Origin of the sequence: Candidatus Kryptonium thompsonii (genome assembly GCF_001535985.1) — a bacterium.
In the GTDB taxonomy this organism is placed as follows: domain Bacteria; phylum Bacteroidota; class Ignavibacteria; order Kryptoniales; family Kryptoniaceae; genus Kryptonium; species Kryptonium thompsonii.
This window is the reverse complement of sequence record NZ_CZVS01000055.1, coordinates 38,792-61,681: the sequence shown is the minus strand read 5'-3', so window position 1 is coordinate 61,681 and position 22,890 is coordinate 38,792. Positions and strand designations below refer to the sequence as shown.

Below are 22,890 nucleotides of genomic sequence, written 5' to 3'. Positions count from 1 at the left end.
GGATAATATTCTGCTTTGTATAGAGTTCTCGACCTGCTCGAATATGGATTTAGCATTATAGTAAGTGTTGAAATATGCATTAAATTCACTTCTGACATTTTTCAAAAAATGACACCCAGAAAATATGGCGAATAGTAAAATTAACAAGGGGATTATTTTAACTTTGCGGTTCAAGATTGAGCTTAAAATTGAGTTTAGCCTGCACTAATATAAAATAAATGTTTTCAAATTGCAAATTACAAAATGGGGTTAAATTGTTGTTTTTTTTGTTTGTGGTTTTTAAATTTAAAAAAGTTTCCAAGTTAAATTTACTTATTGAAAAGTTAACAGCAAACCAAAAACCAAAAAAGGGAGGTAGAAATGTCGGTTAGAGTGGCAATCAATGGATTTGGTAGAATTGGACGGCTTGTTTTCAGAGCTGCTGTTCAAAATAATGTTAGTGATCTTGAGTTCGTCGCGATAAACGATATCACAGATACCAGGACATTAGCGCACCTTTTAAAGTATGATTCAATTCACCGTCGTTTCCCAGGAACAGTTGAATACACAGATAATGAACTAATTGTGAATGGTAAAAGCATCAAAGTTTTTGCAATCAAGGATCCAGCTCAACTGCCATGGAAGGATTTAGGTATTGATATTGTTATTGAGTCAACAGGACTTTTCACTAAAAAAGCAGATGCTGAGAAGCACATTCAAGCGGGAGCGAAAAAAGTTATAATAACCGCTCCAGCCGATGGAGTTGAAAAAACAATCGTGCTCGGTGTGAATGATGATATTCTAACCCCCGACGATGTAATTGTTTCCAATGCTTCTTGCACGACGAATTGCCTTGCTCCGATGGTGAAAGTTTTACATGATAATTTTAAGATTAGAAAGGGTTTGATGACGACGGTGCACGCTTATACAAATGATCAAAGAGTTCTTGACCTTCCACATAAAGATTTAAGAAGAGCAAGAGCAGCTGGGCTTTCGATCATTCCGACAACAACAGGCGCAGCAAAAGCAGTTGGCAAAGTTATACCAGAGCTAAATGGGAAACTTCATGGCTTTGCACTTCGCGTTCCTGTTTCAGATGGTTCTGTGACTGATTTTGTTGCTGAGCTCGATAGGGATGTTACAGTTGATGAAGTTAACAAGGCGTTTAAAGAGGCAAGCGAAACATACTTGAAGGGGATACTTGAGTATACGGAAGATGAGATTGTCTCAAGCGATATAATTGGAAATTCACACTCTTGTATATTTGATGCAAAATCAACAATGGTGATGGGTGGAAATCTTGTTAAAGTGGTCGGGTGGTATGATAATGAGTGGGGTTATTCATGTAGAGTTGTCGACTTGACAAGGAAGATGGCAAGTATGATTGGGGATTGATCTGCAACTTTTGCCTCCCCTTTTTATTGGGGGAGGCTTATTTTTTTCTAAATAAGTTGGGTTAAATTATGCATGTTTTGATTTTTATTTTGTTCATTAATTTCTTATTCGCTCAAAGTGCTGACGAGATTATCAATAGAGCAATTGAAGCAGTTTCGGAGAATGATAAGAAAATTGAAAATCTTTCGGGTGAGTTTAAGCTTAAGGTTTTGCTTGATTATAATTTGACTGTTAAAAAGGGAAATTATGAGTTTTTATACGCTGTGAAGTTTGAAAACGGCATGGTAAAAGATAGAAAATTAGTTGCGACCCCAGGTAGTGTAGATTCGTCAAGTTTGATGATAGCGAAGCAAATTGAAAAGGTCAGGAGTGAAGAAAGTTTGAAAATAAAAAACCTCGTTTTTCCTTTTCTTCGCGTTAGGGATGGCTTGTCAGAGAAAAAGATAAATTTCAAATTTAACGGCTTTGAGAAAGTATCGGATAAAAATTGTTTTGTTATAAAAGTTGACTATAAGGTTAAAGGCGATACGACCAGTTCTGAAGGCACGGGGAAAATATGGATTGATCAACAAAGTTATCTTCCAGTCAGGTGTGAGTATGATGTGACATATCAATCGAAGAAATTTGGGAAAAATCAAAGCAAACAGTTTCTGGATATTTCAAATTTTAAGGGGATTCTTTTGCCAATTAGAAACGAGGTTCAAGTTTTTCCGAAAATTTTATTTGTCAAGTTTGGGACAGTTAAAATAATCTACGAGACAAGCGATATAACATTTTTTTTAAAATAAATTTTCCAAAGCACCATGAGAAAAGTAACAATTGACGACCTGCACCTAAAAGGGAAAAAAGTTCTTGTTAGAGTTGATTTCAATGTCCCAATTGAAAGTGGCAAAGTCGCCGATGATACAAGAATAAGGGAAGCATTGCCAACGATAAGAAAAATTATCGCAGATGGGGGCAAGGCAATTTTGATGAGTCATCTTGGGAGACCAAAGGGAGGTTTTGATCCGAAATATAGTTTGAAACCTGTCGCAGAGCACCTTTCAACGCTTCTCGGGATGTCTGTTAAGTTTGCACCTGATTGCGTTGGTGATGAAGTGAGAAAAATGGTTGATGAATTAAAAGAGGGTGAAGTTTTGTTGCTTGAAAATGTAAGATTTCATCCCGAGGAGGAGAAAAATGATGAAAACTTTGCGCGTGAGCTTGCTTCATTGGCTGATGTTTATGTAAACGATGCTTTTGGAAGTGCGCATCGAGCTCACGCTTCAACTGAAGGTGTTGCGAGGTTTCTCAAGGAGACCGCGATAGGTTATTTAATGCAAAAGGAGATTGAATATTTATCTAAAGCAACTTCAAATCTAGAAAAACCATATGTTGCAATTCTTGGTGGCGCGAAAGTTTCAGATAAAATTCAAGTGATAAAGAATTTAATTGATAAAGTTGATGCATTTTTAATCGGTGGAGGAATGGCGAATACATTTTTAAAAGCAAAGGGATATGAAGTTGGAAAATCACTTGTTGAAGAGGATAAAATTGAGCTTGCCAAAGAAATTTTAGATGAAGCTGAAGAGAAAAAAGTTACATTCCTTTTGCCAGTTGATTGTGTGATTGCCAACAAGTTTGCTAACGATGCTGAGTTTGAAGTTGTCGCGGTTGATAAGGTTAAACCAGATTGGATGATACTTGACATTGGGCCTGAAACTGTAAAAAGATTTGGTGAAGTTTTGGAGAATGCAAAGACAATTGTTTGGAATGGGCCAATGGGTGTTTTTGAATTTGAGAATTTTGCAAAGGGAACATTTGAAATTGCTAAAATTTTGGCTGAGGTGACAAAGAAAGGAGCTATAACGATTGTCGGTGGAGGTGACTCCGCATCCGCAATTTCGAAGGCAGGATTAGCTAATAGTGTTTCGCATGTTTCAACTGGCGGTGGCGCTTCACTCGAGTTCCTTGAAGGAAAGGTTTTACCTGGAGTAGCTGCTATAAGGGATAAATAGATTTCTTAAAGTTTGTACTTATCTATAAAAGCGCCTTTCAAGTTGCTCATCTTATTCGCTGACAATTTTCTATTTTTAATTTATTAAATGGTGTTGTATATTTTGTTTTGAAACGCAAAAATAATTTTTATGCCAATGAGTTATAGATATTACAGGCCAAGTTTCTTTCGCGGTTTCAGGTTCTTCCCATCCGCGATAAAGTATTTCATTATTGTGAATGTTATTGTCTATCTTCTGCTTGTATTTTTTGGGTTGAACTTTAGAATTTCTGGCATTCCACTTTATCTTTATGTTTATAAATTTTTTGCCTTGAACCCAGTTGGAGATGGATTTCAATTTTGGCAACTGGTAACTTATATGTTCATCCACGATCCGAAGGGAATTTTTCATATTCTTTTCAATATGTTGATGCTTTGGATGTTTGGGACTGAGATAGAAAATATGTGGGGAACGAAAAGATTTTTAGTTTATTATTTCATAAGTGGGATTGGAGCTGGAATTACACATTTAATTTTTGCGCCACTTTTTGGTCAAATTGGTCCTGTGGTTGGGGCTTCAGGTGCAATTTACGGAGTTATGATTGCGTTCGCTGTTATGTTTCCCGATAGGCATATTTTTCTTTACTTTTTAATTCCTATTCCAGCGAGAATTTTTGTTGCTATCCTTGTGTTTTTTGATCTTGTGATGGGTGTTTTCGGAAGCGATGGGGTTGCACATTTTGCTCATCTTGGTGGGGCTGTTGTTGGATTTGTTTATATAAAACTGATGTATGCTGGGTTCGATCTGTCTGATTTTATCTCAAAGATAAAATTTCCAAAGTTTAAAATGAAACGACAGAAGAGGAAATATCTTCTTGTTGATGATGAAATAGTGACACAGGAACAGATTGATGCTATCCTTGATAAGATAAGTCAATATGGATATGACAGTTTAACTGAGCGTGAGAAAAAAATTCTTTACGAGGCAAGTAAGAAATTGCGTTAAATAAAAGAAAGTGGTGAAAACTTTATGATAAATAGAAGAAAATCTCGCAAGGTTTATGTTGGAAATGTTCCCATTGGTGGTGACGCCCCGATTTCAGTTCAATCGATGACTAAAACGAAAACCGAAGATGTAAAAGGAACATTGAAGCAAATTTACCAGCTTGCAGAAGCTGGATGTGATATCGTTCGTGTTGCGGTTCCAGATAAAGAAGCAGCTGAGGCGCTTCCAGAAATTGTTAAAGGATCGCCAATTCCTGTTGTTGCGGATATTCATTTCAATCATATTTTTGCTTTGAAGGCGATTGAAGCAGGCGTTGCTAAAGTTAGGATAAATCCAGGGAATATTGGTTCAAAGGAGAGGATAAAGCAAGTTTTAAAAGCTGCTAAGGATAGGGGTATCCCGATAAGAATTGGTGTTAATTCGGGGTCACTTGAGAAGGATTTACTTGAGAAATATGGCTATCCAACTGCTGAAGCACTTTTTGAAAGTGCGATGCGTCATGTGGAAATATGTGAGGAATTTGGTTTTTCAGATATAGTGATATCAGTGAAGTCAACAGATGTGCGATTGATGATAGAGGCCTATAGATTGATCGCGAGTAAAACAGATTATCCACTTCATCTTGGCGTAACAGAGGCGGGCCCATTTTTTAGTGGAACTATAAAATCTGCGGTTGGAATCGGAACTTTGCTAGCTGAGGGAATAGGGGATACGATAAGGGTTTCGTTGACCGATGATCCTGTCAAAGAAGTTGAAGTTGGGAGAGAAATCTTGCGTTCACTTGGACTCGCATCAAGAAATGTTGAAATAATTGCCTGCCCAACATGTGGTAGACTTGAGGTTGATTTGTTTAAAATTGTAAATGAATTGCAGGATAAATTGAACAAAGTGAAAAAACCTGTTAAAGTGGCAATCCTTGGCTGTGTTGTAAACGGTCCTGGTGAAGCAAGTGAAGCTGATATTGGGGTTGCGTGTGGTAAGGGAGTTGGAATTTTATACCGAAATGGTGAGGTTGTGAGGAGAGTTAAAGAGGAAGAAATAGTTCAAGCTGTGATTGAAGAGGTGGAGAAATTTAATCCGAATGGTAGATAATTTGGAAATTTGCTTTTTAGATGTTTAATTTAATTTTTGTTAATCAAAAACTAATATTTGTCAAAAATGAAAGAGGATAAATTTCCGTTTCCCGGGATACCGACGACATCTGATGGAGCTGGTGCAGTTGTATGGGTTGAGACGAATATAAGTCAAGGTGCCTGTGCTTATCCAATTACTTCTTCAACAACAATGGGTCAAGGCTTCCAAGCTGAGGTTGCGAATGGAAAAAGAAATCTCTGGGGTGAAAAACTTTTCTTTTTTGAGCCAGAATCAGAACATAGCTCTGCTTCCGTGTGTGAGGGATTTGCTGCAGCTGGTGGAAGGATCACCAACTTTACATCGGGTCAAGGGTTGATTTTGATGAAGGAGGTTCTCTATACCATAGCGGGCAAAAGATTGCCGGTTGTTTTTCACATTGGGGCAAGAGCTTTGACATCTCATTCTTTAAATGTTCATGCTGGACATGATGATGTTATGGGAGTTGCCGATTGCGGATGGGGGATAATTTTTGCAAGAAACGTTCAAGAGGTTGCGGATTTAACTTTAATAGCACATCGCGCCGCTGAAAATTCAATGACACCTTTTCTAATGGTTCAAGATGGTTTTCTAACAACGCATACAATTGAGAATGTTCTTTTACCGGAACCGGAACTTATGAAGCAATTTATTGATGATCCAAATAAGAAGCTGAAAAATTTGATGAACCCGTATTTTCCGCTTATGTCGGGAGTCGTTCAAAATCAAGATAGCTATATGAAAGGTAAAATTGCACAGCGATATTACTATGATAAAGTTCCTGGTGCAATTAAGGAGGCTATGGAAAAATATTATGAACTTACCGGCAGAAGATACGATTTTATAGATGCGTATAAGGTTGAAGATGCGGAATATGTTGTCGTTGGAATGGGGTCGTTTATGGAAACTGCAATGGCGACGGTTGATTATCTGAGAGAAGTTGAAGGTTTAAAAGTTGGAGCTTTGACTGTTACGGTTTTTGCTCCTTTCCCAAGCAAAGAGATTGTTGACGCGTTAAAGCATGTAAAAGCGTTCGCCGTTCTTGAGAGAATGGATAACCCGCTTGCGCAGTCAAATCCACTGACAATGTCAATAAAAGCATCATTTGCAGATGCATTCGTTGGGTCCAAAGGTTATCCAAAAATAGATAGAATTCCGAAGATTTTCTCGGGTGTAGGAGGACTTGGCAGTAGAGATGTAAGACCCGGTGATTTTATCGCTATTTTCAAGAACATGATGAGAAATGATGGAAAAGAAAAAGAATTTTTTGTTGTAGGAATAAAACATGAACTTGCCCTTGAAAGGGAATATGATCCAGATGTTAGACCTAAAGGTGCTTTCTCAATGCGTGGTCATTCTGTTGGTGGATATGGTTCTGTTACAACGAATAAAATCATAGCTACTTTACTTGAGGACATATTTAAGCTTCAAGTGCAAGCATATCCGAAATATGGTTCGGAAAAGAAAGGATTACCGACAACTTATTATTTAACCGCAGCGAAAGAAAAAATAAGAACGCATTGCGAGCTTACCCATGTTGAATTTGTCCCGATGAATGATGTCAATGCCTTTAATTTGGGCAATCCCCTTGCTGGTTTGAGCGAAGGTGGGATGATTTTTATTCAAAGTGATAAGGTGAATCCTGCTGATGTCTGGAATGAAATTCCGTCTTATGCGAAGAAAATCATAAAGGATAAAAAGATAAAAGTATATTTTTTAGACACTGTTAAGATTGCACGTGAGGTTGCTCCATCCCCAGACCTTGAACAAAGAATGCAAGGAATTGTTTTGCTTGGTATTTTTTTGAAGGTTACACCGTTTAGAGAAGAATATGGACTAAGTGAAGAAGAGTTATTTAAAGGTGTTGGAAAATCGATTAGAAAATATTTCGGTAAACGAGGAGAAAAGGTAGTTCAAGCAAATCTTGAAGCAGTTAAACGTGGCTATTATGAGGTTATGGAAGTTCCACTGGATTTAATAGAGGCTACGGAGGTTAAAGCTGAATTTGAATTTTAAACAAATTGGAGCATGAAAAAATGGAAGATAGAGAAAAATTCACTCAAGAAAATGGGAATCAATCTTGGGAGGAAATTTACAAGGACATTATAGATATTGAATACTTTAACGAAGAAGTTGTTGGGGCTTATAACCGTGGGGTGGCTGAGGAAGAATTGCCGGCGGATATTTACACTGCTAGAAGTGTGATACCAGCTGGAACTGGTGCACTTAGGGATTTTAGTTATATTGCTCCGGAAATTCCACTTTTTAACTCTGATAATTGTGTGGGTTGTATGGAATGTGTAACTGAATGTCCCGATACAGCTATACTTGGCAAGGTTGTTCCTGAGTCAAAATTGGAAGAGGAACTCAGTAAGATTCAGGACCCAGTTAAAAGGGGACATTTTCGTAAGCAGTTTGCGAAGACCACGAAATACTATGATGTGCCGAAGAAGAAGGGAATTGAACCAGGTTTATTTATGATCGCCGTTGATCCAACGAAGTGTAAAGGTTGCGCTGAATGTGTTGCTGCTTGTGGAGATCATAACGCTTTGCAGATGGTTAAAAAGACAAGTGAAAATTTAAGAAGGTATAGGGAAGTTTTTGAATTTTATACAAAACTTCCAGAAACTCCGAAGGAATATATTCAGGATAAAGTCCTGGCTGATATGATGCTTGCTGGTAAATCTTTGCTTTATGTTGGTGGAGCTGGTTCTTGCATGGGTTGTGGTGAAGCCACTGCAATAAGAATGATGCTTGCAGCGACGGGTTTTGTCTATGGACCTGAGAACATTGGAATTGTTGCAGCAACGGGATGTAATACGGTTTATTCATCGACCTATCCGTACAATCCATTTAGAGTGCCATGGATAAATTCTTTGTTTGAAAATGCGCCAGCTGTAGCAATTGGAATCAGGGCAAGGTGGGATCAAATGGGGTGGCAGCATAAAAGATTGTGGGTTATAGGTGGCGATGGTGCAATGTATGATATTGGTTTTCAGTCTCTTTCAAGAATGCTTGCTTCTGGTATGGATATAAAGGTTCTTGTCCTTGATACACAAGTTTATTCAAACACTGGAGGTCAATCATCAACTTCAAGCTATTTGGGGCAGGATACAAAACTTTCTGCTCACGGTAAAGAAATCAAGGGCAAGTCAGAAAGAAGAAAGGAACTTGCTCAGATTGTAATGATGCATCCCGATGTTTTTGTCGCTCAAACTACAGCGGCACATATTAACCATTTCTATCGCTCGATTCTTTCAGCAAATGAATTCCCAGGTCCTGCTGTTGTCATAGTCTATACAACATGCCAACCCGAGCATGGTGTCGGTGATGATATGGCTATGCATCAAGCAAAGCTTGCTGTTGAATCAAGAGCATTTCCGCTTTTAATCTATGATCCGAGAAAAGGGGAAACAATTAGAGAAAGATTAAGTTTGCAGGGTAATCCTGCCGTCAAGGACGATTGGTATGTACACCCAAAGACGGGAGAGGTTATTGATTTTATTTACTTCGCAAGGACTGAAGGTAGGTTTGCGAAACATTTTGATAAGGATGGAAATCCCGATGAAGTATTATTGCAGGCTCAAGAAGATAGATTAAAAAATTGGCGATTGCTTCAAGAGCTTGCGGGATTGAGGTAAGCGAAAAAGCTGGATATCGCAAGACAATTTGATTTTTTGAGATATTAGAGTTATTTTTTAGTAAAATTTTGCATATATGAGTTGATTAGAAATGAACACGGTGGGAGACAACTCGGCGAAGGTTGTAGGTCTGTTTGTCTTTATGTTGATCCTTGTGCTTCTAATTGTAGCAATTGATAATAAGACAGTTAGATTATTAACTAGCATTGTTTTGGTAATTTCTTTAGTATTTACAGTTGCATTTATGATCTTAACCAAGAAGAAAAATATTTTAGATAAAATTCCTACTTACGAGGAAAGACGAACCATTTACACTATGGATGAAGGTTTTGTAATTAAAAAAGCAGAACAGGGTCAAACAAGCTCAGGTGAAAAGTTAAACCCAAGAGAAGAGTTTAAAGAGCTTCTTAAAAAGATTCTTCTTCTCATTAAGAAAAATATCGTTGCTGATTCTGTTGCTTTTTACTGGGCTAATGAAGATAAAAAGCAAATGGTCTTTGAAGAAGGTATAACTGACTTAAGATTTAACTTTGTTCGTAGGTACAATTGGGATGATGATGCTTTAACTACAGTCGCTAGAACTGGAGTTCCAAAGGTAATTGGAGATATAAACTCTTCAGGGAGTGGAGATGTTATAAAGTATCAAAGCCCAAGGGTAGAGAGTAAGTCTTTGCTTGTTTTTCCTGTTTTCTATAGAAATAAAACTGTTGGTGTTATTTTGCTTGATTCACATCAGGCTCAAACATTTAGCGATGATGATGTTAAAAATGTCGAGCTTTTCTCTGAATTGATCTCAGACCTTATAGGAAATTATATTACTAAATTTGACCTTTATCATAAGGCGAAAATCCTTGAGGTTATCAGCGGAATTGAGAAGTTTGATTTAGGTGATTTACTTGAGAGGATTCAAAATTTTGCGATAAAAGTTCTTGACTGTTCAGCGGTTGCAATTGTTTTATTTGAGGAAGGGAAATGGGTTGTGGCACATGGCTATTCAAAACTTGGGAAATATGTTGAGGCTGGAACCGAAGTCAAAATTGAGGGAACTCTTGTTGGTGAGGTTATAGTAAGCGGAATTCCTAAAGTGATTCCATCAACAAGAACCCAAGGCAAAGTTTATAGATTCACCGAGAATGAAAAGATCAATCTTGAGTCTTCGATTGCTGTTATCCCAATAAGATACGGGCAGAAGTGCTACGGTGCAATGCTCTTTGAACATCCAAAGTTATATTTTTTTTCTTCCCATAGTGAAATAAAAAAGCTTGAAACCCTTGCAAATCTTGTTGGTATGTTGCTTGAAAATGAGAACTTAAACGAGGTGATAGAAAGTTATTTTATTTATGACGAGGAAACTCTTTTAATGAAGAAAAATTATTTTTACTCCAGATTGAATACCGAGATCAGCAGGAAAGCAAAACATGGCGGAGAACTTACCCTTGTTTTAATAAGTGTTGACAATGTTGATTACATAAAATCAACTTATGGCGATGAATCAGTTAAGGTAATTCAACCGCGCATCGCGGAGATAGTTCGAAGTAATTTGAATAGCTATGATCTTGCTGGCAAACTTGATGATGATTTAATTGGTGTTGCTCTTGTTGAGACGGGACCGAATGATGCTTATATATGGGCGGAGAAATTAAGGAGAATTATATCAAATCAAGAGATAAAATTTGAGGATAAGAGTTTTAGTGTGACGGTTACGATTGGAGTTTCAGCCTGGGATGGTGAAAGAAGCGCTGATAATTTTGTTGAAAAAGTTAAAAGAAACTTTTTAAAAGTGCTTCAAAATAGTGAAAATGTTGTCAAGGTTTTTTAAAAATAAAAATCGTGATGTGGAATGGCTAAAAAAGTAGCTTCATTTGCTGACAAGGTTGCAAAAGATGCGAAGAAGGTAATAGCAACCTGTCCTCAATGCGGTGCTCCTATTCAAGTTGCACAGCTTGTTGTTTCAAAGAAAAGCGAAGAAACAGGAAGTTGGCGGTATAGTAAAAAGTCTGTGAAAATTTGTAAATGCAATGAGAAGGAAATATATGCAATGTAGTTGGAACATTTTTGAGAAAATTTAAGTTATTTTATCTTTGAATAATAAAGGTTAAATGTCGGATGATACTAGGAAAAGTCGTGGGAACGGTTTGGGCAACGAGAAAAGACGAAAGTTTGACAGGGTTAAAGTTTCAAATTGTTAAACATGTTGATCTTGAATATAATTTGAAAGATAACTTTTTGATAGCAGTTGATAGTGTTGGTGCTGGAGTAGGCGAGATTGTTCTCGTTGCCACTGGTAGTTCAGCACGGCTTACAGCCGTGACAAAAAATAAGCCAGTTGATGCTGTGATAATGGCGATTGTTGATAAGTTAGATGTCGTTTCAGATTAAAACTAAAGGATTGCGGGTGTGTTTATAGCCAAAGTGATTGGAACTGTGTGGGCAACGGTTAAAGACCAAAATTTGCGGGGATATAAGTTGCAGATAATTCAACCGTTAACTTCAAAGGGAGATAAGTTTGGTAGTCCGATTATAGCTGCCGACACGATTGGTGCAGGTCCTGGAGAGGTGGTTATGTATATAACTGCTCGCGAGGCTGTGATACCTCTTGATGTTAAAGAAGCACCTGTTGATGCCTCAATTGTTGGAATAATTGAAAAAATTGATATCGGTTTATAAAAACAAAATTTAAATAGCAAGTCAGAGGTATGGTGAGAATTACGAAAACAATCACTAATCGGGAAAGCATTTCTATTGACAAGTATCTCCAGGAAATTGGGAAATACGAACTGCTTACACCAGAGGAAGAGATTGAGCTTGCTCGTAGGGCAAAGCAGGGTGATGAAAAGGCCCTGGAGAGATTAATCCAGGCAAATCTTCGTTTCGTCGTTAGTGTTGCAAAACAATACCAAAATCAAGGTCTCCCGCTCGGAGACCTTATAAACGAGGGTAATCTTGGCTTAATAAAAGCTGCGAAAAGATTTGATGAGACGAGAGGATTCAAGTTCATATCTTACGCCGTTTGGTGGATAAGGCAATCAATTCTTCAAGCGCTTGCAGAGCAGTCAAGAATAGTTCGCTTGCCGTTGAATAGGGTTGGAGCTTTGAACAAAATCGGCAAGAAGCTAAGCCAGCTTGAGCAAGAATTTGAGCGTGAACCGAGCACTAATGAACTTGCAGAGGAGCTCGATATGAGTGTTTATGAAGTTGCTGATACTTTGAAGATTTCAGGAAAGCATATTTCAATGGATGCACCTTTTGTTCAGGGTGAGGACAATAAACTTCTTGATATCATGCCAAATGAAAATGACCCGATGCCTGATCATAGGCTTATGTATGAATCTTTGAAAAAGGATATTGAGGAGGCACTTAACACGCTTGACCCACGGGAAAGAGAGGTGGTTAAACTTTATTTTGGAATAGGGTATGATCATCCTCTCACACTTGAAGAAATTGGGGAAAAATTTAAGCTTACTCGTGAGAGAGTAAGGCAGATCAAAGAGAAGGCTATCCGAAAACTTAGACATCACTCCAGAAGCAAAGCACTCAGAGCTTACCTTGGATAATTTGAAAATCCCGACCTCGAGTCGGGATTTTTTTATTTAAAATTATGAGCGCAAAGCAATATTCAAATTTTGAATCTGCAAGGGGTTTTTGTTTGTGCCAACATTTAAGATAGCTGAAAGAAGATTTAACGCAGATAAAAATAATTAAAGGTTATTTTCTGATTGATTTTAACAGTTAAAAATTTGTCAGTTCATTTTTTCCTTGAGGATAAGGTGATCAAAGCGGTTGACGATGTCTCAATTGAAGTTGGTGAAGGCGAAATTGTTGCCATTGTTGGTGAGTCTGGGAGTGGAAAGAGTGTCACCGCTCTTTCAATAATTAACTTGATTGATCCACCTGGGAGAATTATCACAGGTGAAGTTTTGTGGCAAGGGAGAATTAATATTTTGAAATTAAGTGAGGATGAGCTAAGAAAAATCAGGGGGAAGGAGATCGGTGTGATTTTTCAGGATGTGACGAATTCTTTAAACCCAGTTTTAACAGTTGGAAAACAAGTTAGGGAAGTTTTTGAGACGCAATTAGGGCTTGATAGAAAGTCGGCAATGACTAAGGTTTTGGAACTCTTTGAGAGAATTGGGATAAAGGAACCTGAAAAAGTATATGAACTTTATCCACATCAACTTTCGGGCGGATTAAGGCAAAGAATTTTGATTGCAATGGCCTTTGCCCCAAGACCAAAACTTGTGATTGCTGATGAGCCGACATCATTTGTTGATGCTTTAACTCAAAGTCAAATACTTGATTTAATAAAGTCTTTCCAAAGTGAGTTTAAAACATCTGTTCTTTTAATAACTCATAGCTTTGGGGTTGTTAGTGAAGTTGCAAATCGCGTTTATGTGATGTGGAGAGGGAAAATTGTAGAAAGTGGCACCGTCGCTGAGATATTATCAAATCCAAAATACCCCTACACGCGAAAGCTAATTGAATCAGCAAAGTTTTTATCAACTTAAAAAGTTTACTTCAGCACAGTCACATCCCCAGATGAAAGTTTGATAATCCTTGAGTTATCATCTTCCAACAAGAGAAATCCCATATCGTCGACATCAATTGCTTTTCCAGTTATCTCTTTTCCACCCTGTATCACTTTTATTTTTTTCCCAAGCATCTTGCATCTTTTCTTCCACCTTTCAAACACAGATTTAAAATCATTACTTTTGTTCAGGTTTTCGTAGTTAATTTCAAGCTGTCGAAGTATGTCTTTAACAAGCTCGGTTCTGTCGTAGATTTTACCCGTCGAAAGATATAGCGAGGTTGCATAATCGCGAATCTCTGGGGGGAATTCGCTTTGATTAACATTTATTCCAATACCAAGAATTATGAAATCGCCGCTTTCTGCAGTTATCGATGCTTCCATTAAAATTCCGCAGAACTTTTTGCCATTTATAAGCAGATCATTAGGCCACTTTGTTGTTACTTTGATATTTGCATTTTTCTCAATTGATTCTGCGACGGCTACAGCAGATAAAAAGGGGAAGATGGAAAATCTTTCTAACGGGATCTTTGGGCGTAGGATTATTGACATCAGTATGTTTTCCCCTGGATTTGCCTTCCATATCCTTCCAAATCTTCCCCGTCCATGCGATTGATAATCAGCTATCACTACTGTTCCTTCTGGTTCATCTCTTTCGGCAATTTTTTTCGCATAATCCATTGTTGATTTTATGCTCTTGAAGAAAAGAATCCTCTGACCGAAAACCTTTGTTCCAAGGTTTGTTGAAATTGTTTTCTCGTTAAATTCCATGAATGGAAACTTTGGCATCATTTAGTTTGCATCACAAACACACCAGTCCAATTTGGGGGTGGGGAAGACTCTTTAAAATATAGACAGCGTTGGATATATAGTTTACATGTGAAATCATTTGGATAGATTTCGAGTGCTTTTGTAAATCTATCAATTGCTTTATCCCATTCCATTGAGCGGTAAAGTTCAAGTCCATCGTGATAAATTTCCAGGAATTTTTTCATTTCATCGGGCAAAGTATCATTAACTGGAGCAATCAGCTCATAGACTCTAACAGGTTCTGTTTTTCCTTTGACGACAAGTAGATCGAGTTCTCTGCAAATAAATTTATCTTTTACCTTTTTATAAGTTGATTCGCCTATCATAATGTTTGTTCCATATTCTTTATTTGCTCCTTCAAGTCGGGAAGCAAGATTAACATCATCCCCAACGACTGTGTAATTGAATTTAATTTTTGAACCCATATTTCCAACTATCACCTTGCCTGTGTTAATTCCTATTCTCATTTTTATTTCAGGTCTTTTAAGTTTTTTCCATTTCTCGCGTAATTCTTTTAATTTTTCCTGCATTTCAAGTGCGGTGACGCAGGCGTTATAAGCATGATTTTCATCTGGTATGGGAGCTCCCCAGAAAGCCATTATCGCATCGCCAATATATTTATCTATTGTGCCCTTATTTTTGAAGATGATGATGGAGAGTTCATCGAGCAACTCATTGAGCAATGTGACAAGTTCGTGCGGTGTTAATTTTTCGCTCATCGTCGTAAAGCCCTGGATATCACTGAATAAAATTGTAAGTTCTCTTTCTTCGCCACCGAGAGCCATAAGCTCTGGGTTTTCAATAAGTTTATCGACAACAGATGCGTCAACATATTTTTCGAACATGCTCCTTATTTGTTGCTTTTGCTTATTTTCCCTGAAAGTTAAAAAGCTCACGGATGATATGTAACATATTAGAATTCCAAGCATTGGCTCAGCATTATAAAACCATCGCAGAAATTGTGTAAATGAAAGAAAGGAAAAAGCGAAATAACCAATTAAAATTGAAATTGTTAAAATCAAACTATTGCGAAATTTCGTCACAAAACCTGACAAACCAACTATCATCGTTAAAACTATCATAATAAAAATCTGAACACGCCAGCTTACAGGACGTATGAAATTTTGAGACACAATGGTGTTAAACACATTTGCGTGAATAAAAATGTTGGGCGATTTCTCGGAAAATGGATTTGGTCCAAGATCCCCAAGTGAACGTGCCGTCGGTCCGATTATTACAATTGCGTTTTTAAACTGTGAAAGAAATTCATGGTCACCCTTTACCCCAGCTTCAATTACCTTGTAAAGCGAAACTTGTCTGAAGATTGTATCTGGTCCAGCGTAGTTTATAAAAAGTTCCGACTTCAAACTCGTTGGGATTTTGAAGCCATCAAAATCAAAGATTATTTCATTTCTTTTCTTAACGATGTTAACTTTTCGATAATCAATTCCAAGATATTCAAGCGCAAGGACAAGACCAAGTGATGGATAGACTCTACCAGCGTATTCAATAAAGAGTGGAACACGACGCTGAACCCCATCGAATGGATCTGGCAAAATTGCAACATGCCCAATTCCAGCTGAAGCCTCAACAAGTTCATCAAATGATTTTCCAGCAAATGTAACGGAGCGATGAAAGTATTGTTTTAATTCAGGTTGAATTGGAACTCCCCAATGTTTTACTTTATAATGAACAAGACTATCAATGTAAAAATCAAGCTCATCGTCACTTATTCCCGAAGGTCTATATGGTCCAACCGCAAGGAAAACATTTGAATGTTCAGCGGTATAAACAAGAAGGTTATTTAAATTTTCATCACTTTGCTTGTTTAAGAAAAGGTCTATGCCTATAGCCTTTGCTCCAGCTTCGGTCATGTAATAAATTGCTTGGGCAGTGATGTTGTGTGGAATGGGATAATTAAAATCAATAAGTTCTCTTTCATCGATTTTGACAATTATCAAATTGGGGTTCGGAAGGATAGGTCCACGGGTTTTGAACATCATATCAAGTGATTTATATTCAAGTGCTTTAAAAAAACTACCAAAGATATCGGTCTTAAATAAAAAGAGTGTTAGAAGAATTGAAATCGTTGCAAAGAGTATTCCAAAGGGGGCATATTGAATTCGTTTCTTGCTGAAAAGCCTCATCTTTTCCTAGTTAGAAGTTTTATGCTTAAAATTTGAGCTTCACATAAATTTAAGTTTGTGGATTCAAAACTCAAAATATAAATCGCTGTCGGCTTACTTGCGCAAGGCGATGCAATATTTGCGTAAGGGGTAAGGTAATTCCCAATGTCCAAAGATTTACGGTTAAAATTTCCAGTAGAGCAATGATTTAACTGTTTGCAGTTGAGTTGGGTCGGCCCCTCTTCTTCCTCCAAACACGAAAACATTCTGCCCTTTTTCAAAGATTTCTTCTTTTTTATATTCCTTCCCTTTTTTAGTTTGCTGTGCAGATGTTTTTGAAGCTTCTTGAATTAATTTTTTCAGCTCTTCCTTTGAAATCTGTTTCTTTGATATATCTTTTTTCTCAGCTGCAACCTCCCCAAGTTCCTTCAGAATGTCTTCAATGCCGAGAACTTCGTATGCTTTCTCTGGCGATTCGAATTTTGATATTGCAAGTTCAAAGAATTGCCTCGCTGTTTCTGGGTCATCATTCAAATATAGCAAAAGCCCAGTGTTGAGATATACACCACCATCGTTGGGGTCAAGGTCTGTGCTCTTTTTGTAAAATTCCAGTGCTTTTTGTGGCTCGTTCTTGAGGAAGTAAATGTTTCCAAGCGAATTGTAAGTTACTGGGCTTGAGAACTTTGAAATAAATTTTTCAGCTTCGTCATATTTATCGAAAAGAACGAAAATTTTTGCGAGCTTGTTCATTGAAATTTCATCCCCTTGGTTGACGAGTGATTTCACCACATCGCCTAATGTTTTTTTGTAAGTTTCTATAAACGCTGAGATATCAGCTTGCGTTGTTGAAGCAACTATGGATATATCTGGCTTAGTTTGGGGTTTAGCCAATCCCTCAACATTTACAGGTGGGAAATACTTCCATCCCATGTGTGTATCGATGATATAAACATTTCCACTTTTGACAAGGGATATGCCAGACTTCGGGTCAGTTTTGACTTTCCCCTCACCGCTGAGTTTATAGTATTGCTCAGCCCCAGTTTTCCAAGCTGTTGCAAAAGGTTCAGTTATAAGCGTCGTTTCAATTGGAAGCCATACATCGCCATCGTAGATTATGTAATCATACTGGTTTAAACTCACAAGATGAACGTTCTTATATGGTATCCCTGTGTCAAACATCATGAAGATATGGTCTGATGTTAAGATAAATGCTGTTCTAATTCCGATGCTTTCAAGCAAAGATGCTAACAAAATTGCATGATCATCGCAATCTCCTGTTTTGTAATATAGAAGTTCTCTTGGGAAATAAACATTGTCAAGTATCTCATTTCCAGCAACCTTCCATGGGTCGGACACATACTTTATTCCGTATGTGCGAACCGAATTGTAAATAACCATCGCATTGAAAATGTTTCTCGGCAGTTCTTGATTAGTTAGATTCACTGAACCAAGAACAGACCTTGCAAATTCCTTGACAACTTCATCATTCGGCGTTACGAAAGAACAAACAGATTCGGGAATCCTCCATGAGATTGCATTGCGGTTAAAAATTGAAACTGGTTTTGTTAAGCTCCTCTCTTGTGTTTTTCCACCAACTATATAGCTAATTTTAGCCTGTGCCTGAGAAGTTATGTTTTCGCTTAATTTTAAAAGTGAGAAGATATCAAGAGTCACGGGAACCGAAATTGTCTCTTGAGAATTTGGATTTACTTTTGGCAAGATAATTTCACTTGGCATTTTCATAAATTCTGGAATTAAAACTGAAACCTTAACATTTCGAATTTCGCTTTTTGAAGAATTCTCGACGGTAATCTTTCCAATTGGATTGGTGGCATAAAAGTTATATTGGGATGGGAAGATTGGAAGAATTGAAAAATCAGTTATGACAAGAGATACCTCACCAACGGTTGTTTTCGCTTCTGTTTCCTTCTCAGGTGGAGATAATGTTAATCGCTTTGGTGTGAATTTAATAATTTTTAACTTTCCATAATTTGCAAGTTCTTTTCTGAATTGGTCTTCATTTACAATCAGGGCATCGAAAACTAAAACATTTGTGTCGAAAAATTTATATTTTAATGCTTTGATCGAAGGGATGAACTTCTGAAGTTCTGATTCAATTTGCATCGCTTTATCTTGGGAGATACCATAAACTGCAATTTCAAATTTCTTGATTTGTTCTTCTTCCTTTGCCCTTTCCTTGATTTTTGCAACAACATCTTTTGCGACTTTATTGGCAAGAGATCTAAACAATGAATTAACTGCTCCTCTCTTATCCTGCCCAAATTTTCTATCGCTTGCAGTCAGCGAACCTATCAATTCACCTGTGTCGGTATAAATTATCTTTATGTCAACTTGTCCTGTATATTTATGTTGTTTTACATCGTAAAATTCGGATTCACCACCGTATTCTGCGCTTGCATACCCAAGGACTATGATCTCAGCCCCGAAGCGATTTTCGTATTCTTTAGCCTTTTCTGGATCCCCCTCTGCTTGTTCAAGTTCCTTTGCCCGTATGCTTTCAAAAGCGTGATAATCAATTACTTTAAAACCCTCTTTCAATAATTCATTTTCAATGCTGGATGCGATTGTCCTTGTGCCGGTGAAATTGCCATCTACGAATTCGTCAATCACAACCATAACTTCAGGCTGTGTCATTCGCTTGACCGCTTTTTCAACATCTTGTGAGAAAAGGAGTGAATAAAAAAGAATTAAGAAAAAGCCAAGGGATAAAGTTTTGCTCATGATTTGACCTCACGAATTAATTTTTTACTTGCCTAGTAATTATTTTAAGCAAATTAAAAACAAATATCAAGCCCCGTTAAGGAAGTTGTGACATAAATCAAAATAAAAAAGGCGACCTTGCAAAGGTCGCCTTTCAATTTAGTTTGATTCATCTATTAGACATTTATCACAGAGTCCAAAGATATCCAGTTTTGTAAATTTAACTTTAAAATTCCGCCCAGCAAGAAAAGTTTCAAGATTTAAGCTATTTTCCCGAATTGGGAGATCATACACAGAGTTACACTTTAAACAAATGAAGTGATAATGCGGTTCAAGATTCGCATCGTATCTTGCACTTGAAGAACCGTGGATTGTCACCTCACGAATCAATCCCTCATCTTTCAAAAGATTTAAATTTCTATATACAGTTCCAAGGCTTATATTCGGTATCACCTTGCGAACTTGTTCGTAAATCCAATCAGCCGTCGGATGGATATCTGTATTCTGTAAAATTCTCAGAATCGCTTCTCTTTGTTTACTACCTCTACGACTTGCCATCGATAACTACCTCTGAATTTTAATTGGATTCTAAATCCTTGATTAATTCATTTCGAGTTTCGGGGTTTATGATTGAGAAGGCTTTATAATTTGGATGATCAATTACGATTTTAACTTCATTTTCAAAATTTTTAAAGTCTTCAATCTGTTCGGGCTTAAATTTAAATTTTATAAAGTGAACGGCGCTTATTCTATCGTCTTTGCTATGACCTTCTTCAAATTCAGCATAAATTTTGTGTTTATTTCCAATTTCCAAGTAGACATGATTACCCCTGTCAAGTCCTATAAAACTATCAAGAACAGGACGCAAAAGTTGTGGATCATCGACTTCAATGAAAAGCGTTGCGCTCAATTCATTTCTTTCTGGGATCAGCTCGTTATATGTATCAACTTCAAATTTTATTTCGTTATCATCAACCATCCTTTCCGCTCTCATCATCTCCTGAATTTGGAAAAGCACGGTGTCTCTATTTTCAAACACAAGCGAGACCCTATTTCCGACTTCAACCCTGCGCTTTTTCTTCAAATCGATGATATATCTTCTAAAGTCTTCCCTTATTTTTTCGTATTCGTATATGTTTTTTACCTCTGAGAGTTCAATCTTCTTCATTTTATTTTAAGTTTTTGTTTTTAGCTCAGTTTTGTCTCAATTGAAAAGATGGGGGATAAAACCCCCATCTTGACATTTCTCACTTATGATAAAAATGATCTTAACATCCAAGCAGTTTTTTCATGTTTTTCCATAAGCTCTGTTAAGAAGTCAGCCGTTCCAAGATCTTGATATTTTTCTCCAACGGTCACTATATCGTCTCTCAAGTTTCTTATAATGGTTTCATAATCATTAAGAAGATTTGAGAGCATTGTTTTGGCGTCGGGATATTCGCCTGGATGTTCTTTTAATCTTGTAAGTTCAAGAAATTCTTTCAAAGTTGCAACGGCATTACCACCGAGCGTTCGTATTCTTTCAGCTACATCGTCAACATATTCATTTAGTTCTTCATACAACGATTGAAAGAATTTGTGCAATTCATTGAACTGCATTCCAACCACATTCCAGTGGTAGTTTCTCGCTTTTGTGTAAAGCACGTATTCATCTGCGAGCAAGGTGCTTAGAATTTTAATTACGCCTTCGAGATTTTTTTCTGAGATTCCGATATTCGGCTTCATGGCTTTTCTCTTGTTTTTGTTTTATTTTTCGTTTAAACCGTATGCGTTATAAAGAATTTGAATTGGATGCAAGCCTTTTTTCCCAGTTCCTTTTTGAATTTGTAATTGTGCAAGCGTGCAGTCGGAAGAGACAACAAGTTGCGTGTCATCGCTCTGATTTATTTTATCAAAGATCGGCTTACCAACTTTCAGCGACATTTCAAAAAACTCTTTCTTCATGCTCCATGTCCCATCATGCCCTGAGCATCTCTGAATCATTTCAACTTCTGTTCCAGGTATTAATTCGAGCAAATCTCGTGATTTATAACCGATATTTTGTGCCTTGAGATGGCATGGCAAGTGATAGATAATTTTACCTTGTGGATTTTTAAAATCGGTTTTCAATTTTCCTTCCCTATGTAACTTCATCAGGTATTCTGAGACGTCATAAGTATGTTGAGCAATTAACTTTGCATCTTCATCATCTGGAAGAAGCATAGTATATTCTTGCTTAAGCATATAACTGCATGTAGGTGCTGGTATCACGATATCGTAGCCTTGTTTTACATATCTGATAAGTGAGTTAACATTAAATTTTGCATTTTTGACTGCTGAATCAATGTCCCCACCATCAAGGAACGGCATCCCACAGCATTTTTGTTCTGGAACGATAACCTCTACTTCGTTATGCTCGAGAACTTTCAAAATTGCCTTACCGAGTTCGGGCTCGTTGTAGTTTACAGTGCATGTATAAAACAAAACTACCTTTCCATTTTTAGCTTCTTTCTTTCCATTTTGCTTTGCATATTTTTTAAACCACTTTTCAAATGTTTCACTGTGATACTCGGGCAAGTTTCTTTCTCTGTGAATTCCGAGTGTTTTCTCCATTAAAACTCTGCTTATTTTCAGGCGATTAGCTAGATTGATCAAACCCGAAAATTTGCTACCAAGTTTTCCTATTAAGTCAGCTTGTCCAAGAATTTTGTCACGTAAAGGTATTCCTTCTTTTTTGGCTTTTACAGCTTTCGCTCTTAACATCAATCTTGGAAAATCAAGTTCATAGTGATGGGGTGGGGTATAGGGACACTTTGGGAAACAAAGTTTACAGTCATAACAAAGTTCAACAACCTTGTAATAATCCTGTTTTGTTAAATCGTCTAAGTTGTCTGTTTCGTCAATTTTTTTGAATAGAAACTCAAATGATGGACAAAGATTGTAACAAAGACGGCAACCATTACAGATATCAAATATACGGTACATTTCTTTAAAAAGGGCTTCTTCATCCCAAAATTTGGGGTCTTTTAAATCAAAGACCATGTGCTTTCCCTTAGTTTTGTTTTAAAAATAAAAAAGCGGGGCTTTGGGAAGCCCCGTTGCTTTTGGAATTATTTAGCTCCTGTTAAGCTTTCAAGTGCCTTCTGGAATCTCGTTGCGTGAGATTTTTCGGCACGTGCAAGAGTCTCAAACCACTCAGCAATATCATCAAATCCTTCCTCACGCGCTGTTCTAGCAAATCCTGGATACATCTCGGTATATTCATACGTTTCACCAGCGATTGCAGATTTGAGATTTGCAACTGTGTCTCCAACAGGCTCGCCCGTGACGGGATCACCAGCTCCGTATTGTCTCAAGAAATCGAAATGCCCAAAGGCGTGCCCTGTTTCACCCTCAGCAGTATCCCTGAAAACACCAGCAATATCAGGGTAACCCTCAATGTCTGCTTGACGGGCAAAATACAAGTAACGACGATTTGCCTGGGATTCCCCAGCAAAACCAGCCTTGAGATTTTCAAGCGTCTTGGTTCCAGCAAGTGATTTCGCCATAGCTTTACTCCTTTAATTTTTGTTTTAAATGATAACGATTACTATTTGCAATTATAATATACACTTTTAAAAGCA

The 22,890-nt window shown here is 37.3% G+C and carries 21 protein-coding genes; 13 read left to right on the top strand and 8 right to left on the bottom strand.

Annotated elements, in window-relative coordinates:
- Positions 1-360 precede the first annotated feature (360 nt).
- From gap to AWW78_RS08145, 13 genes are all read left to right on the top strand, one after another.
- Entirely contained in the window at positions 361-1,374 is a 1,014-nt protein-coding gene (gene gap, locus AWW78_RS08205; RefSeq protein WP_047133456.1) for a type I glyceraldehyde-3-phosphate dehydrogenase, read from the top strand.
- Positions 1,375-1,442: 68 nt separating this feature from the next.
- Positions 1,443-2,162, top strand: coding sequence for a LolA-like protein (locus AWW78_RS08200; RefSeq protein WP_047133455.1), 720 nt, complete (start codon positions 1,443-1,445; stop codon positions 2,160-2,162).
- A gap of 15 nt (positions 2,163-2,177) precedes the next feature.
- Positions 2,178-3,371 carry a phosphoglycerate kinase gene (locus AWW78_RS08195; protein WP_047133454.1) on the top strand — a complete coding sequence of 398 codons (1,194 nt, stop codon included), beginning with the start codon at positions 2,178-2,180 and terminating at the stop codon, positions 3,369-3,371.
- Positions 3,372-3,500: 129 nt separating this feature from the next.
- A complete protein-coding gene (locus AWW78_RS08190; protein WP_047133453.1) occupies positions 3,501-4,355 on the top strand; it encodes a rhomboid family protein in 855 nt (284 codons plus the stop codon).
- Positions 4,356-4,382: 27 nt separating this feature from the next.
- The gene (ispG, locus tag AWW78_RS08185) at positions 4,383-5,447 is read left to right on the top strand and encodes a flavodoxin-dependent (E)-4-hydroxy-3-methylbut-2-enyl-diphosphate synthase (protein ID WP_047133466.1); all 1,065 of its coding nucleotides are present in this window, start codon (positions 4,383-4,385) and stop codon (positions 5,445-5,447) included.
- 66 nt (positions 5,448-5,513) lie between these two features.
- Complete coding sequence (locus AWW78_RS08180) at positions 5,514-7,481, top strand: 2-oxoacid:acceptor oxidoreductase family protein (protein WP_047133452.1); 1,968 nt, start codon at positions 5,514-5,516, stop codon at positions 7,479-7,481.
- 20 nt (positions 7,482-7,501) lie between these two features.
- Positions 7,502-9,106 (top strand): thiamine pyrophosphate-dependent enzyme, encoded by a 1,605-nt coding sequence (locus tag AWW78_RS08175; RefSeq protein WP_047133451.1) that lies wholly within the window; start codon positions 7,502-7,504, stop codon positions 9,104-9,106.
- 91 nt (positions 9,107-9,197) lie between these two features.
- Positions 9,198-10,925, top strand: coding sequence for a sensor domain-containing diguanylate cyclase (locus AWW78_RS08170; RefSeq protein WP_047133450.1), 1,728 nt, complete (start codon positions 9,198-9,200; stop codon positions 10,923-10,925).
- Between the two features lie 21 nt (positions 10,926-10,946).
- Positions 10,947-11,150 carry a hypothetical protein gene (locus AWW78_RS08165; protein WP_047133449.1) on the top strand — a complete coding sequence of 68 codons (204 nt, stop codon included), beginning with the start codon at positions 10,947-10,949 and terminating at the stop codon, positions 11,148-11,150.
- Between the two features lie 62 nt (positions 11,151-11,212).
- On the top strand, positions 11,213-11,485 hold the full coding sequence (locus AWW78_RS08160) for a EutN/CcmL family microcompartment protein (RefSeq protein ID WP_047133448.1): 273 nt from the start codon (positions 11,213-11,215) through the stop codon (positions 11,483-11,485).
- A gap of 18 nt (positions 11,486-11,503) precedes the next feature.
- The gene (locus AWW78_RS08155; protein ID WP_047133447.1) at positions 11,504-11,773 is read left to right on the top strand and encodes a EutN/CcmL family microcompartment protein; all 270 of its coding nucleotides are present in this window, start codon (positions 11,504-11,506) and stop codon (positions 11,771-11,773) included.
- Positions 11,774-11,802: 29 nt separating this feature from the next.
- A complete protein-coding gene (locus AWW78_RS08150) occupies positions 11,803-12,660 on the top strand; it encodes a sigma-70 family RNA polymerase sigma factor (RefSeq protein WP_047133446.1) in 858 nt (285 codons plus the stop codon).
- A gap of 183 nt (positions 12,661-12,843) precedes the next feature.
- Positions 12,844-13,611 carry an ABC transporter ATP-binding protein gene (locus AWW78_RS08145; protein WP_159420980.1) on the top strand — a complete coding sequence of 256 codons (768 nt, stop codon included), beginning with the start codon at positions 12,844-12,846 and terminating at the stop codon, positions 13,609-13,611.
- A 5-nt stretch (positions 13,612-13,616) separates the two neighbouring features.
- Here the strand turns inward: AWW78_RS08145 and AWW78_RS08140 are convergent, their stop codons facing one another.
- From AWW78_RS08140 to AWW78_RS08105, 8 genes are all read right to left on the bottom strand, one after another.
- Complete coding sequence (locus AWW78_RS08140; RefSeq protein ID WP_047133445.1) at positions 13,617-14,423, bottom strand: biotin--[acetyl-CoA-carboxylase] ligase; 807 nt, start codon at positions 14,421-14,423, stop codon at positions 13,617-13,619.
- The gene (locus AWW78_RS08135) at positions 14,420-16,588 is read right to left on the bottom strand and encodes a CHASE2 domain-containing protein (protein ID WP_047133444.1); all 2,169 of its coding nucleotides are present in this window, start codon (positions 16,586-16,588) and stop codon (positions 14,420-14,422) included. Before AWW78_RS08135 ends, AWW78_RS08140 begins: the two co-directional genes overlap by 4 nt.
- A 162-nt stretch (positions 16,589-16,750) precedes the next feature.
- Positions 16,751-19,309 (bottom strand): tetratricopeptide repeat protein, encoded by a 2,559-nt coding sequence (locus tag AWW78_RS08130; RefSeq protein ID WP_047133443.1) that lies wholly within the window; start codon positions 19,307-19,309, stop codon positions 16,751-16,753.
- A gap of 138 nt (positions 19,310-19,447) precedes the next feature.
- Entirely contained in the window at positions 19,448-19,846 is a 399-nt protein-coding gene (locus AWW78_RS08125; RefSeq protein WP_047133442.1) for a Fur family transcriptional regulator, read from the bottom strand.
- A gap of 19 nt (positions 19,847-19,865) precedes the next feature.
- Positions 19,866-20,456, bottom strand: coding sequence for a DUF3501 family protein (locus AWW78_RS08120; protein ID WP_047133441.1), 591 nt, complete (start codon positions 20,454-20,456; stop codon positions 19,866-19,868).
- Positions 20,457-20,539: 83 nt separating this feature from the next.
- A complete protein-coding gene (locus tag AWW78_RS08115) occupies positions 20,540-21,013 on the bottom strand; it encodes a Dps family protein (protein WP_047133440.1) in 474 nt (157 codons plus the stop codon).
- A gap of 21 nt (positions 21,014-21,034) precedes the next feature.
- Complete coding sequence (locus tag AWW78_RS08110; protein WP_047133439.1) at positions 21,035-22,309, bottom strand: anaerobic glycerol-3-phosphate dehydrogenase subunit C; 1,275 nt, start codon at positions 22,307-22,309, stop codon at positions 21,035-21,037.
- Positions 22,310-22,377: 68 nt separating this feature from the next.
- Positions 22,378-22,815 carry a rubrerythrin family protein gene (locus AWW78_RS08105; protein WP_047133438.1) on the bottom strand — a complete coding sequence of 146 codons (438 nt, stop codon included), beginning with the start codon at positions 22,813-22,815 and terminating at the stop codon, positions 22,378-22,380.
- Positions 22,816-22,890 lie beyond the last annotated feature (75 nt).

Excerpts from the sequence above, each read along its gene's own strand:
- gap (WP_047133456.1), top strand. The coding sequence starts at position 361 with ATGTCGGTTAGAGTGGCAATCAATGGATTTGGTAGAATTGGACGGCTT.
- AWW78_RS08200 (WP_047133455.1), top strand. The coding sequence starts at position 1,443 with ATGCATGTTTTGATTTTTATTTTGTTCATTAATTTCTTATTCGCTCAA.
- AWW78_RS08195 (WP_047133454.1), top strand. The coding sequence starts at position 2,178 with ATGAGAAAAGTAACAATTGACGACCTGCACCTAAAAGGGAAAAAAGTT.
- AWW78_RS08190 (WP_047133453.1), top strand. The coding sequence starts at position 3,501 with ATGCCAATGAGTTATAGATATTACAGGCCAAGTTTCTTTCGCGGTTTC.
- AWW78_RS08180 (WP_047133452.1), top strand. The coding sequence starts at position 5,514 with ATGAAAGAGGATAAATTTCCGTTTCCCGGGATACCGACGACATCTGAT.
- AWW78_RS08175 (WP_047133451.1), top strand. The coding sequence starts at position 7,502 with ATGGAAGATAGAGAAAAATTCACTCAAGAAAATGGGAATCAATCTTGG.
- AWW78_RS08170 (WP_047133450.1), top strand. The coding sequence starts at position 9,198 with ATGAACACGGTGGGAGACAACTCGGCGAAGGTTGTAGGTCTGTTTGTC.
- AWW78_RS08165 (WP_047133449.1), top strand. The coding sequence starts at position 10,947 with ATGGCTAAAAAAGTAGCTTCATTTGCTGACAAGGTTGCAAAAGATGCG.
- AWW78_RS08160 (WP_047133448.1), top strand. The coding sequence starts at position 11,213 with ATGATACTAGGAAAAGTCGTGGGAACGGTTTGGGCAACGAGAAAAGAC.
- AWW78_RS08150 (WP_047133446.1), top strand. The coding sequence starts at position 11,803 with ATGGTGAGAATTACGAAAACAATCACTAATCGGGAAAGCATTTCTATT.
- AWW78_RS08140 (WP_047133445.1), bottom strand. The coding sequence starts at position 14,423 with ATGATGCCAAAGTTTCCATTCATGGAATTTAACGAGAAAACAATTTCA.
- AWW78_RS08135 (WP_047133444.1), bottom strand. The coding sequence starts at position 16,588 with ATGAGGCTTTTCAGCAAGAAACGAATTCAATATGCCCCCTTTGGAATA.
- AWW78_RS08130 (WP_047133443.1), bottom strand. The coding sequence starts at position 19,309 with ATGAGCAAAACTTTATCCCTTGGCTTTTTCTTAATTCTTTTTTATTCA.
- AWW78_RS08125 (WP_047133442.1), bottom strand. The coding sequence starts at position 19,846 with ATGGCAAGTCGTAGAGGTAGTAAACAAAGAGAAGCGATTCTGAGAATT.
- AWW78_RS08120 (WP_047133441.1), bottom strand. The coding sequence starts at position 20,456 with ATGAAGAAGATTGAACTCTCAGAGGTAAAAAACATATACGAATACGAA.
- AWW78_RS08115 (WP_047133440.1), bottom strand. The coding sequence starts at position 21,013 with ATGAAGCCGAATATCGGAATCTCAGAAAAAAATCTCGAAGGCGTAATT.
- AWW78_RS08110 (WP_047133439.1), bottom strand. The coding sequence starts at position 22,309 with ATGGTCTTTGATTTAAAAGACCCCAAATTTTGGGATGAAGAAGCCCTT.
- AWW78_RS08105 (WP_047133438.1), bottom strand. The coding sequence starts at position 22,815 with ATGGCGAAATCACTTGCTGGAACCAAGACGCTTGAAAATCTCAAGGCT.